11 protein-coding genes are annotated in these 12167 nt (G+C 57.3%); 9 read left to right on the top strand and 2 right to left on the bottom strand.

The genetic code is table 11. The features are described 5' to 3' along the window. Positions 1-26: 26 nt before the first annotated feature. The 4 genes from ACR0M9_RS03945 (at position 27) to ACR0M9_RS03930 (ending at position 5236) form a co-directional block, all read left to right on the top strand. Positions 27-3041 carry a sarcosine oxidase subunit alpha family protein gene (locus ACR0M9_RS03945; RefSeq protein WP_480772876.1) on the top strand — a complete coding sequence of 1005 codons (3015 nt, stop codon included), beginning with the start codon at positions 27-29 and terminating at the stop codon, positions 3039-3041. Further along, a complete protein-coding gene (locus tag ACR0M9_RS03940; RefSeq protein ID WP_480480299.1) occupies positions 3034-3600 on the top strand; it encodes a sarcosine oxidase subunit gamma in 567 nt (188 codons plus the stop codon). The genes ACR0M9_RS03945 and ACR0M9_RS03940 overlap by 8 nt, the downstream gene beginning before the upstream one ends. 699 nt (positions 3601-4299) lie before the next feature. Next, positions 4300-4776, top strand: a complete 477-nt coding sequence (locus ACR0M9_RS03935) for a hypothetical protein (protein ID WP_480492704.1) — start codon at positions 4300-4302, stop codon at positions 4774-4776. 7 nt (positions 4777-4783) lie between these two features. Next, positions 4784-5236 (top strand): hypothetical protein, encoded by a 453-nt coding sequence (locus ACR0M9_RS03930; RefSeq protein WP_480492703.1) that lies wholly within the window; start codon positions 4784-4786, stop codon positions 5234-5236. Positions 5237-5307: 71 nt separating this feature from the next. On the opposite strand, the gene ACR0M9_RS03925 is transcribed toward ACR0M9_RS03930, so the two are convergent. Beyond that, on the bottom strand, positions 5308-6063 hold the full coding sequence (locus ACR0M9_RS03925; RefSeq protein ID WP_480538155.1) for an FkbM family methyltransferase: 756 nt from the start codon (positions 6061-6063) through the stop codon (positions 5308-5310). Positions 6064-6163: 100 nt separating this feature from the next. Here ACR0M9_RS03925 and ACR0M9_RS03920 point away from each other — a divergent pair, with 100 nt between their 5' ends. Beyond that, positions 6164-6763, top strand: a complete 600-nt coding sequence (locus ACR0M9_RS03920; protein ID WP_170704218.1) for a superoxide dismutase — start codon at positions 6164-6166, stop codon at positions 6761-6763. 4 nt (positions 6764-6767) lie between these two features. After that, positions 6768-7646, top strand: a complete 879-nt coding sequence (locus ACR0M9_RS03915) for a metallophosphoesterase (protein ID WP_480480305.1) — start codon at positions 6768-6770, stop codon at positions 7644-7646. A gap of 104 nt (positions 7647-7750) precedes the next feature. Here the strand turns inward: ACR0M9_RS03915 and ACR0M9_RS03910 are convergent, their stop codons facing one another. Further along, positions 7751-8302 (bottom strand): LOG family protein, encoded by a 552-nt coding sequence (locus ACR0M9_RS03910; RefSeq protein WP_267366848.1) that lies wholly within the window; start codon positions 8300-8302, stop codon positions 7751-7753. Positions 8303-8429: 127 nt separating this feature from the next. Between ACR0M9_RS03910 and ACR0M9_RS03905 the strand changes: the two genes are divergently transcribed. From ACR0M9_RS03905 to ACR0M9_RS03895, 3 genes are read left to right on the top strand one after another with little or no spacing between them, the layout of a single operon-like run. Next, positions 8430-9812 carry a LysM peptidoglycan-binding domain-containing protein gene (locus tag ACR0M9_RS03905; RefSeq protein ID WP_480504659.1) on the top strand — a complete coding sequence of 461 codons (1383 nt, stop codon included), beginning with the start codon at positions 8430-8432 and terminating at the stop codon, positions 9810-9812. Between the two features lie 58 nt (positions 9813-9870). Then, positions 9871-11694 carry an ABCB family ABC transporter ATP-binding protein/permease gene (locus ACR0M9_RS03900; RefSeq protein WP_480772875.1) on the top strand — a complete coding sequence of 608 codons (1824 nt, stop codon included), beginning with the start codon at positions 9871-9873 and terminating at the stop codon, positions 11692-11694. A 58-nt stretch (positions 11695-11752) separates the two neighbouring features. After that, a complete protein-coding gene (locus ACR0M9_RS03895; RefSeq protein ID WP_480564186.1) occupies positions 11753-12151 on the top strand; it encodes a DUF2147 domain-containing protein in 399 nt (132 codons plus the stop codon). Positions 12152-12167: the final 16 nt, after the last annotated feature.

The following is a 12167-nucleotide window of genomic DNA, read 5'->3' as shown; positions in this document are numbered from 1 at the left end:
GCCTCCACCCGCGAAAGGTCCGCACAATGAGCACCCGTCTCGCAAAACAAGGCCGGCTGATTGACCGGTCGAAAAAGGTCACGTTTACCTTCAATGGCACGTCGATGCAGGGCTATGAGGGCGACACGCTTGCCTCGGCGCTGCTGGCCAACGATCAGATGATGATGGGCCGGTCGTTCAAATACCACCGCCCCCGCGGCGTTGTCGCCAGCGGTGCGGAAGAACCAAACGCTCTGGTCGGGCTGGGGCAGGGCAACCGGTTTGAACCGAACCAGCGCGCCACCACGACCGAGCTGTTCAACGGCCTGACTGCGGTTTCGCAAAACCATTGGCCAAGCCTTGAACACGACATCGGCGCGGTGAATACGGCATTCGCCCGGTTCCTGCCGGCTGGCTTCTACTACAAGACGTTCATCCACCCCAAACCGTTCTGGAAGCACGTCTACGAGCCGTTCATCCGTCAGTCTGCCGGTCTGGGCAAAGCGCCCGACAAGGACAGCCGCGATGCCGATACCTATGAGCACTTCTATGCCTTCACCGATGTTCTGGTCATCGGTGGCGGTGTGGCTGGCCTACAGTCGGCAAAGGCGGCGGCAGCTTCGGGAGCCAAGGTTCTGCTGATTGAGCAGAGCGCACATTGGGGCGGTCGCGCTCCGGTTGATGGTGGCACAGTCAATGATGAGCCTGTGGATAAGTTCGTGGAGCAATTGGTTTCCGAACTCGAAACAATGGACAACGTCACCATGCGCTCGCGCTGCATGGGCGCAGGTGTTTATGACCATGGTTACGTTCTGGGTTATGAGCGCCTGACAGACCACACGCCGGGCGTGCAAGGCCCGCGCCACCGCCTCTGGCGTATCCGCGCCAAGCAAATTGTGACTGCAACCGGCGCAATTGAACGCCCGTTGTCCTTTGCGGGTAACGATGTTCCGGGTGTGATGCTGGCCTCGGCCATGCGCGATTATGCCGTGAACTGGGGTGTAACCCCGGGCGAACGTGTCATCGTCGCCACCAACAATGACGACGCCTATCGCACCGCGATTACGCTGAAGCAAGCGGGTGTGGATGTTTTGCGTATTGTTGACGCACGGGCAACGGCTGGACCTTTGGCAGAGGAAGCCCGCCAGTTGGGTATCCGCGTCGATCCGGGCAAGGCCATTGCCAAGGTCAAGGGCGGCAAGCGCGTCAAAAAAGTCGCCATCTGCAACCAGGAAGGTGTTGGAGGCGCTCGTGAAGAGGTTGAAGCAGATGCAGTGGCCATGTCGGGCGGCTGGTCGCCGGTCGTTCATATGTGGTCTCATTGCGGTGGCAAGCTGACCTGGGATGACGCGAATGCCTTTTTCCGCCCCGATCCCTCACGCCCGCCGCTGGGCGCAAATGGTGAGGGCTTTGTTCTGGCCGCCGGGGCATCGAATGGCGCGTTGGCGCTGGGCGATGTTCTGACTGACGCCCACACTGTAGGAAAAGCAGCAGCCAAGGCGGCCGGGTTCAAGCCGAAAAACATCAAGGCTCCGGTTGGCGAAACCACTGCAGAAGCACCGATGGAGGCTGTCTGGCTGATGCCGGCAAACGCCGAAATCCAGCTGCGCATGAAATCCTGGCTCGACTTCCAGAACGACGTCAAAGTCTCGGACGTGCAGCTGGCCGCGCGCGAGGGCTATGAGAGCGTTGAGCACACCAAGCGTTACACCACACTTGGTATGGCGACGGATCAGGGTAAGTTGAGCAACATCAATGGCTTGGCGATCCTCGCTGATGCGTTGGAGTCCGAAATCCCGAAGGTCGGCACCACGACCTTCCGCCCGCCTTATACACCCATCTCGATGGGCGCGATCGGCGGTGAAGCGCGGGGTGAAGTGTTCCAGCCGATCCGTCAGACCCCAATGCACAACTGGCACGACAAGAACGGCGCGGACTGGGAGCCGGTCGGCCACTGGCGCCGGACCTACGCCTATGTCCGTCCTGGTGAATCCGTGCATGACGCCGTGAACCGTGAGGTGAAGAACACCCGCGAAAACCTTGGCCTGCTGGACGCCTCGACGCTGGGCAAGCTGATCGTCAAAGGCCCCGACGCTGGCAAGTTTCTGGACATGTTGTACACTAACATGATGTCCACGCTGAAGGTCGGAAAATGCCGCTATGGCCTGATGTGCTCGGAAAACGGCTTTCTGATCGACGACGGCGTGGTCGCACGCATCGATGAGGACACATGGCTGTGCCACACCACCACCGGCGGTGCCGAGCGTATCCATGGTCACATGGAAGAATGGCTACAAACCGAATGGTGGGACTGGAAAGTCTATGTCGCCAACGTGACCGAGCAATATGCTCAGGTCGCTGTAGTCGGCCCCAATGCCCGTAAGGTTCTTGAAAAGCTGGGCGGCATGGATGTCAGCCGCGAGGCGCTGCCCTTCATGGAATGGCGCGATGGCAAGATCGGCGCGTTCGACTGCCGCGCCTATCGCATCTCGTTCTCGGGCGAGTTGTCCTACGAGATCGCCGTTCCCGCCTCGCAGGGTCAGGCGTTCTGGGATGCCCTGATGGAAGCAGGCAAGGAATTCGGTGTGATGCCTTATGGCACAGAATGTCTGCACATTCTTCGGGCCGAGAAGGGCTTTATCATGATCGGCGACGAGACCGACGGCACCGTGATCCCGCAGGATCTTGGGCTGCACTGGGCGCTGTCGAAAAAGAAAGAGGACTACCTCGGTAAACGCGCCCATTTGCGCAGCCATATGGCGGACCCCGAGCGCTGGAAACTGGTTGGGCTTGAGACTGTGGATGGTTCTGTTCTGCCTGATGGCGCATATGCAGTGGGCGAGGGTGTGAATGCCAATGGTCAGCGCAATATGATCGGGCGGGTCACCTCGACCTATTACTCGGCCAACCTCGGTAAAGGGATCGCTATGGGCCTGATCAAGCACGGCCCGGACCGGATGGGCGACGTGGTCGAGTTCCCGGGCACCGACGGCAAAACCTACAAAGCCAAGATCGTGGACCCGATCTTCTTCGATAAGGACGGGGAGAAGCAGAATGTCTGAACCTATCAGCGCATTGAACCACGCCAGCTATGATGGCATCGCTAATGTCAGGGAATGTGGCCTGCAAGGCATGATCACCCTGCGCGGTGACTTGTCCGACAAAAGCCTCGCCAAGGCCGTCAAGGACGCGACTGGGCAGAACGTACCCGGTCAGCGCGAGGCGCTGGTCAGCGGAGATACCGGCGTATGCTGGATGTCACCGGACGAGCTGCTGGTGCTGGTCCCTTATGCCGAGGTCGAGGCCAAACTGGCCGCAATTATCAAAGCTTTGGGAAAAACTCACGCACTGGCCGTCAACGTCTCGGATGCCCGCGCGGTCTTCACAATATCAGGCGCCAGCGCACGAGAAGTGTTGGGCAAAGTCGCTCCGGTTGATCTGTCGGCCGAGGCCTTCCAACTCGGCCAAATCCGCCGTTCGCGCCTGGCGCAAGTGGCAGGTGCGTTCTGGATGGACGATGCCGAAACTTTCCGCGTGGTCTGCTTTCGTTCGGCTGCGGATTACGTTTTCAAACTGCTGAAGGTTGCGGCGCAACCGGGCAGTGAGGTTGGCGTTTACTGACCTGTCTACACATCTGACGTTTTATTCGATGGCCGCCTCGTCCTGGACAGGCGGCCATCGAATTTTGTGCTGCTGCAAAGCGATTTGAGTGTGGGACACACAACAGGGTCTGTCGAGAATTTCGTTGCGCGATTTCTCCTGTTGCGGGAGCGGTGTGATTGGGCTAACGATCACCAAAAGGCTGAAAAATAAGAACTTTATTATGAATTTCTTTAGACTAATCGCAAGCGGCTTAATTGCTATTTCAACTATACCTAATGTGGCCATAGCCGAGACTTATTCAGAGACATTTGAGTGTGTTTTTGCCAAAGGCCTGGCAAATCGGCCAACTCCGACCCGCGTTGTTTTTTCAGTTGACGTGTACGGGCGCCAGGCGTTGCTCCACGAAGTTGAAATGCGGGGTATAGACACGCCGAAAAGATCGGCTTCTATCAACAGAAACAGCTTTCGGGTACTTTCGATCAGTTGGCCGGGCGACGCCTATACGTTTTCACGAACTGGCAGACGAACCAGAAGCGGTGACCCTCGCAGGATGGTTCTTGATTTAGGGCGCCAAGAGTTTTCGATTTTCCTGAATCGCGAAACAATGAAGGCAATAGCCAGCTCGAATTCGGATGTACAATCTTCACATGACGGAAACGCAAACGGGATCTGCGTTGAGATACCATTCCAAAGGTAAGGAAAGAGCGGAGTAATACTTTGAAAAAGATAGCATTTGCATTGACGCTTGGACTGTTGTCCACACCTGTTGTTTCAGCTTCTCAAACCTTTACAGAGACGTATGAGTGCAAGTTTGGCCATGGCCTTGTCAACAAACCGACTCCCGAATTCCTTGTGTTTTCGGTCGATGAATATGGTCGTTCCGCCTATATCCATGAGATCGAGATGCCAGATATCGATACACAGCCAGGACCAGCCAGGGTCAAGCGCGACAGTATTCGAAACTTGTCGGTTGCCTGGGTCGGTCGAGACTATGTCTATTCTGCGACTGGCAGAAGCTACGCGTCGAACGAGTCGCGTATTGACGCGATCGATCTACTCAATCACGAGTTCACAGTGTTTCTGGACCGCCGAACTTTGAAGGCGACCACACGATCAACCTCACACAGTGCGTACCTGCCGCGAGATGGTTTTGCCCGAGGAAAATGCAAACAGATACCCACACCATCCAGTTGACAAAAAGGTGCTGAAAATGAAAAGAAAATTTCTTGCTATTGGTTTTTCTGTATTGGCCGCTGCCGCGCAAGCCGAAGTTGCGAACTATATGTGTGAGCTTCATAGTATGGAAGCTCGGGGGTGGATCCCGCCCGAGGTTTGGCTGAGTGTTGATGCTGAAAACAAGCGTGCTCGGGCTTATGATTGGGTGATCGGCGAAGACAACAGATCGGCGGGTAGGAACGAACAGCAACCCAAGGACACCAAGTTCAAGGTCAACCGACGCGGTGAATACCAGATGAATTGGCGGGTCAGCCTCATGGCGAACTCGGGCGGTCAAGTGCGTGTGTCCTACACCGCAATGATGAACCCGCAAACGAATGAGTTCGAGATGATTGCGCGTTTTCCGCAGGCGAATGTAACTAACCGGCCAAGCGGTGTCGGACGCTGCAAAGCGGTCAATACCCACACGCTATACTGATATTCGGATCGCGGAAGGGGGGAGCGTTTCGCGCGTTCTTCCCAATCCGCAGACAGCTGTTTCTGATCGTACTAGGACGTGAAAAGATAGGTCTGGAAGCGGGTCAAGGCACCCTCATCCGTCATCGAGTGATCTGACGCAGCACCTTCCCGCTGGCATGTATCGTAAAACGACAATAGGTCGGCCAGATGCTTCATTCTGTCGGCTCGGTCTTCCTCATTCAGTAGTGGCGCATGTGTTGACAGCAGCAATGGGGGACGATGCTGTTTGAGCCAGGGTATTAGCGTGGGAAGTACAAAAAACTCCGCCCCTTCAATGTCCATTTTGACCAGTGAAACCTTCGACAGATCACAGGTCGACTGGAACTGCTCCCATGTAATCGTCAGCGCGTCATTCCCATGGGCTTCATTGTGCAGCAGGGATGTGGTCGAATCCCCGGGCTCACCCCAGACCGACGCCATGCGGGCCACGCCGAACTTGTCAGACAAAGCGACCCCGAAGGCTGAGACATTCCTGATCTGGTTCAGGTCCAGATTCCACGCCAGAAATCGATAGGCCGAAGGATCTGGCTCAAAACACCAGACATGGCGAGCCTTGCGCGCGCCGTATAAAACGGTCGGTCCGATCCATGCGCCGATATCCAGGTAATCGCTTTCAGGCGAAAGATACCGGTCGAGAACAGCAAAGGTTTCAGGCTCCCACTGGCCTGTGGAGGCTTTGCGCCAGAACTTTGAGTGATAAGGGTCCAGACGAAACGGCTCACCGTTCAGGTTGCCCGCATAGTAACCGCGGGCGCGGTAGAACATCTTGCGCGCCTGTGTCAGCATCGCCTGCCTCCGGGTTTTCTTGTCTCGGCCCTTGACCTGCGGCGGCTGCCAAAGCATTTAACCTTGGGAACCGCAACTCAAATTTATACAGGGGGCCGACATGGCTTTTGAACTTCCTGATCTTCCTTATGCACATGACGCGCTGGCAGCCAAGGGTATGTCCGCGGAAACACTGGAATATCACCACGATCTGCACCACAAAGCCTATGTCGACAATGGCAATAAACTGATCGCCGGCACCGAATGGGACGGCAAGTCGCTGGAAGAGATCATCGTTGGCACCTACGACGCAAATGCCGTCGCGCAGAACGGTATCTTCAACAACATCAGCCAGCTGTGGAACCACAACCAGTTCTGGGAAATGATGGGCCCCGGCGACAACGCCATGCCCGGTGAGCTTGAGAAAGCTCTGACCGAAAGCTTTGGTTCGGTCGACGAATTCAAATCGCAGTTCAGCGCCGCTGGTGCCGGTCAGTTCGGCTCGGGCTGGGCGTGGCTGGTCAAGAACGCGGATGGTTCGCTGGCCGTGACAAAGACCGAAAACGGCGTGAATCCGCTGTGCTTTGGTCAGACTGCGCTGCTGGGTTGTGACGTTTGGGAACACTCATACTACATCGACTTCCGCAACAAACGTCCGGCTTATCTGTCGAACTTCCTCGACAATCTGGTGAACTGGGAGAACGTCGCGTCGCGGATGTAAGTCATTGAACCGACGCCGGTTTATCAAGGGCCTGCTGGCGGTGACGCTGGCAGGCCTAATCACATCAGTCTACGGGTTTTTCATCGAACCCGCCCTGCGGCTGCGCGTGCGAAAATGGCGCGTCCGGCGAGAGGATTGGACTGCGCCGCCGCTCAGGATTGCCGTACTGGCAGATTTGCATCTGGGCGAACCTTTGGTCGGGCTGGACCGAATAAAACAGGTGGTACGGCGTACGAATGCGCTTGCGCCGGATATGATCCTGCTTCTGGGTGATTTCTTCGCAAGCCACAAAGGCGTTTTGCGTCCTGTCGAAATGAAAGATCTGGCACCGGTTCTTGCCAACCTTGAGGCCAAGAACGGCGTCTTTGCTGTACTTGGCAATCACGACTGGTGGGATGACCGGCAGGCGCAGCGCCGTGGTGCTGGCCCCAACCAATATGTCGATGCGCTGGAGCAGAGCGGAATTACGGTTTTGTCGAATACCGCCATCAAGCTAGAAGCTCTTGGTTTCTGGTTGGCGGGTCTTGAAGATCAGCTTGCGATCTGGCGCAACGGTAAACCGCAGGGGCTGGATGATCTGTCGGGGACACTGGCGCAAATCACCGATGATGCCCCGGTTGTGATGATGGCGCATGAGCCCGACATCTTCCCTCAAGTGCCCGACAGGGTGGCTTTGACGCTATCCGGTCATACGCATGGCGGTCAGATTCGTCTGTTTGGCTGGTCGCCGATCGTGCCCTCCAAATACGGCAACAGATATGCCTATGGGCATGTGCGCGAAGGCGGGCGTGATTTGGTTGTGTCCGGCGGAATCGGATGTTCCATCCTTCCGGTTCGATTTGGTGTAACCCCCGAGATCACGGTTATCGAACTGTCTGCCTAAAGACCTGAGGCTTCACCAAATCGACCAGCCCAATGTCTTGCCCGCATATGTGCGGCAACGATGCACAGCTGCTTTCGGTCAGACTCTTTCGCGACCTGCCGGGTTTACCGCAGCTTGTCGCGCAGGGCCGTCATCGCTGTTTCTGCATCTTCAGCCCAAATGACAAAGTCACCCAGTGATCGATCAGCAAAGCCTTGCCCGATCACCTGATGCAACAGGGTTTTCAACGCATCCCAATAGCCGTTCACATTGACGATGACGATGGGTTTGTCGTGCAGGCCCAGCTGCCGCCAGGTCAGCGCTTCAAAAAGCTCGTCCAGTGATCCCGGCCCACCGGGCAGGACAACAACGGCGTCAGCGTTCATGATCATGACCTTTTTCCGCTCGTGCATGGTTTCGGTGATCACGAAATGGGTCAGGTCGGTCTTGCCGACCTCTCGTTTGACCAGATGCACCGGAATGACGCCAAAGGTCTCGCCACCGGCCTGTTGCGCGGCCCGGGCGACTTCGCCCATCAGCCCGACATCTCCGGCACCGTAAACCAACCGCCAGCCTTCCTGCGCAAGCAGGCTGCCAAACTGTCGTGCGGTTTCAGAATAAGCCTTCTCGGCCCCATTGCGTGACCCGCAATACACACAGACGGATTTCTGAGACATGAAAGAGACGCTCCGGGGTTGTGTCAGAGGTTTTGACCCCTGATAGCGGGATTGATAGATTGGCTCAACTGTCCGCTGGAAGGCTTTTGAAGACAAAGCTTTTGTACGGCGGGGTGAAAGGAAAACAATGGACGCCAAATCGGGAAACGGAAGCTCGGGCAATTTTGTCTGGGGTGTGATTGCGGGTCTGGTTGCCGTGCTGGGCGTTGGGGGTTTGTATCTGTCCGGCGCTTTCACCAAAGCGCCAGAGCCTGAGGCGGATGCACCGCAGGAACCCGCGTCCGTTGCAGCCACGCAGCCGCAGGAACAAGCCGCCGAAGCGCCCGCAGAAACCGCCACAACAGAACCAGCTGAGCAGGCCACCGTAACACCGGATGAGGCACCAACCGCTGAACCTGTCGAAGATACGGCTGCGGCAACAGATGTTGTTCCAGATACTGAACCTGCGGCGGCTCAATCGGAAGAGAATGCACCGGCACGCACGGCCCCCCCGGTTTTAGATCAGATTTTTGTTGAAGCAGATGGAACGGCGCTTCTGTCAGGTGACGCCGAACCGGGCAGCCAGATTGAAGTTCTGTTGAACGGTGAAACCGTGCACACGTTCACGGTGGACAGCAGCGGGCAGTTCGCCGAGTTCGTCTCGATCCCCTTCAGCGATGCCGCGCAGGGGCTAATCCTGCACAGCAAAAACGGCGGGCAAACAACCCGGTCTGACGACTATCTGATCGCCGCTCTGCCGAAGCCGGTCGAAGAAGAGCCGGTTGCGCAGAAACCTGATGCTGCCGATCAGGGCGAAACAACCGAAGCTGAAGAACAGATAGCCTCGGCGGTTGTCGATCCAGAGACCGAAACCCAAGCTGAGACCGAAACATCAGACCCTGTGGCGACCGCGCCAGAACCCAGCGAAGCGCAGATTGCCGACCAGTCGGCAGAGACATCTGAAACGGGTCAGCAGATCGCGGTACTGCGGTCGGGCGAAGAAGGCGTTGAACTCGTGCAGCCACCCGTGGTTCGGGATACCCCGCCGGAACAGGTCGCGCTGGATACCATCGGGTATTCTGAGACCGGTGATGTCCAGTTGACCGGGCGAGTACAGGACGGCGCGGCCATCAGGGTGTATCTGGACAATCGTCTGGTTGCCGACCTCACTCCGGAACAGGATGGATCCTGGCGGAGTGATCTGGACGGTATCGACCCCGGTGTTTACACGTTGCGTGTTGACGCGGTGAACACGGACGGGAAGGTCCTCAGCCGGGTCGAAACCCCGTTCAAACGCGAGCCTGTGGAAGTTTTGGAAGCAGCATCAGGTGGCGGTGACGGAACGGCCGCGCAGGACAATGCCCCGGCAATCCGGTCGGTCACTGTGCAGCGGGGCGACACGCTGTGGGCGATCTCGCGTGACCGCTTTGGTGATGGCATCCTGTATGTGCGCCTGTTCGAAGCCAACCGCGACTTGATCCGCGACCCGGATCTGATCTATCCGGGGCAAATCTTTACGATACCGGAATAATCAACGCGCTGGCCCTTTGCGGGCCAGAGCCTTTCTCTGACCGCAGACAAGGTACGTGATGAGACGAACATCTCCGATGGCCTCGAGTGACGGGGTGCAGGGCGGCGGGCGCAGTTCAGGCTGGCGCACAATCCGCAAGGTCGCGCCCTACCTCTGGCCGCAGGACGAGGTTTGGGTAAAGCGCCGCGTGGTTATTGCCATGGCGATGCTGGTTTTGGCCAAACTGATCGCGGTTTATACCCCAATCCTTTACAAAGGCGCCGTTGACTCATTGGCAGGTGAAGGCGTGCCGCCGCTAGCGCTGGGCGCAGTGGGTGTGACGGTTGCCTACGGCGTGGCGCGCATGATGACGGTTGGGTTCCAGCAATTGCGGGACGCCGCCTTTGCCCCTGTTGGACAGCGGGCCTTGCGGGCGCTGGCGCTGGAGACGTTCAGACATATCCATAACCTTTCCATGCGCTATCACGTCTCGCGCCGCACCGGCGGGCTGAGCCGTATCATCGAGAGGGGCGTCAAAGGCGTTGAATTCCTGCTGCGTTTCCTGCTGTTCTCAATCGGGCCGCTGATCCTTGAGCTGTTGCTGGTAGCGATCATCCTGATGTGGTTGTTCGACGTCTGGTATCTGGTCGTCGTCGCCGTCACCATCGGCCTTTACATTTGGTTCACCTTTGCCGTGACCGAATGGCGGGTAAAGCTGCGGCGTGAGATGAACGACCAGGACACCGAAGCCAATCAGCGCGCCATTGACAGTTTGCTGAACTTCGAAACCGTCAAGTATTTCAACGCGGAAGCGCGCGAAGCTGCACGTTACGACGTGTCGATGAAAGCCTATGCCGGGGCGGCGCTGAAAACCGCCTATTCGCTGGCGTTTTTGAACTTCGGCCAATCCTTCCTGATTACCTGCGGTCTGATCGGAGTTATGGTTCTGGCAGCAATTGGCGTTCAGAATGGAAACCTGACCGTGGGCGACTTTGTCATGGTCAACGCGTATATGATCCAGATCACCGTTCCGCTGAACTTTCTGGGGACGGTCTATCGTGAGATCCGGCAATCGCTGGTTGATATGGGGCAGATGTTTGATCTGCTCGAACAACCTGCCGAAGTCACCGATCAGCCTGATGCACCCGAGCTTGTTGTCAAAGGTGGTGAGGTCACACTTGAGAATGTGCATTTTGGGTATGACCCCGAAAGGGAAATCCTCAAGGGTGTTTCCTTGATGGTTCCGGCCGGACAGACGGTCGCAATCGTCGGGGCGACTGGGTCTGGCAAGTCGACCATCGGGCGGCTGTTGTTCCGGTTTTACGACGTGACCAAAGGCGCGCTGAAGATCGACGGGCAGGACGTTCGGGACGTGACCCAGACCAGCCTGCATGCAGCGATCGGCGTTGTGCCACAGGATACAGTGCTGTTTAACGACACCATTCGCTACAACATTGCGTATGGGCGCGACGATGCCACCCCTGGGGATGTCGAGGCCGCAGCCCGCGCCGCTCAGATTCATGACTTTATCACTTCGCTGCCCGACGGGTACGACACCATGGTGGGTGAGCGCGGTCTGAAACTGTCCGGCGGCGAAAAACAACGGGTTGGCATAGCGCGGACATTGCTGAAGAACCCTCCGATCCTGTTGCTGGACGAGGCGACCTCGGCCCTGGATACCGACACGGAACAGGACATCAAGGATGCGCTGGCGCGCGCAGGGGAAGGGCGCACCGTGATCACGATTGCCCATCGCCTCAGCACCATTGCCGAGGCTGATCGGATTGTTGTTCTTGAGGCCGGTGAGATCATCGAACAGGGCACACATGACGAGCTGTTGGCACGGTCTGGGCGATATGCTCAACTGTGGAACCGCCAGCAGTCGGACAGTGAGGCCGCCTGAGGGGCTCATCTTGCCCTGCGGAATGTGCTAGGATGCGCCGTGCATGAAGGGGAACGCCATGATCAATGGATTAGCAAGACGAATAGTACCTGTCGCTGTTGCGGTTCTTCTTCCGGCTATGGTCGCAGCTGACCCGATCGAGGGCGTTTGGAAGACCGAGCCTGATCGCAAGAACCTGATCTCGCATATCAAGATATCCGCCTGCGCGGGCAAGTTCTGCGGCACGATACTTTCGGCTTTTGATTCATCAGGCAAGGAGGTTCAAACGCCGAATATTGGGAAAAAGCTGTTCTGGGATGTGTCGAGCGAAGGCGGTGGAAAATACGGCGGGGGTGAGTTCTGGGTTCCCCTGATCGACGTTGACGCTGTTCCTCAGATGACGTTGCAGGGAAACAAGCTCATGGTCAAAGGCTGTGAACATGCGATTTGCGCGCACCAGACCTGGTCCCGACTGTGACGGCAGAAAACGAAAA

Source organism: Ruegeria sp. CH2 (assembly GCF_056537065.1).
Note: the sequence above shows the minus strand (reverse complement) of the source record. Positions and strands in the feature narration are given on the sequence as shown.

Bases quoted from the DNA above. Each gene is read 5' to 3' on its own strand.
- ACR0M9_RS03900 (WP_480772875.1), top strand. From the start codon at position 9,871: ATGAGACGAACATCTCCGATGGCCTCGAGTGACGGGGTGCAGGGCGGC.
- ACR0M9_RS03940 (WP_480480299.1), top strand. From the start codon at position 3,034: ATGTCTGAACCTATCAGCGCATTGAACCACGCCAGCTATGATGGCATC.
- ACR0M9_RS03910 (WP_267366848.1), bottom strand. From the start codon at position 8,302: ATGTCTCAGAAATCCGTCTGTGTGTATTGCGGGTCACGCAATGGGGCC.
- ACR0M9_RS03945 (WP_480772876.1), top strand. From the start codon at position 27: ATGAGCACCCGTCTCGCAAAACAAGGCCGGCTGATTGACCGGTCGAAA.
- ACR0M9_RS03920 (WP_170704218.1), top strand. From the start codon at position 6,164: ATGGCTTTTGAACTTCCTGATCTTCCTTATGCACATGACGCGCTGGCA.
- ACR0M9_RS03895 (WP_480564186.1), top strand. From the start codon at position 11,753: ATGATCAATGGATTAGCAAGACGAATAGTACCTGTCGCTGTTGCGGTT.
- ACR0M9_RS03925 (WP_480538155.1), bottom strand. From the start codon at position 6,063: ATGCTGACACAGGCGCGCAAGATGTTCTACCGCGCCCGCGGTTACTAT.
- ACR0M9_RS03905 (WP_480504659.1), top strand. From the start codon at position 8,430: ATGGACGCCAAATCGGGAAACGGAAGCTCGGGCAATTTTGTCTGGGGT.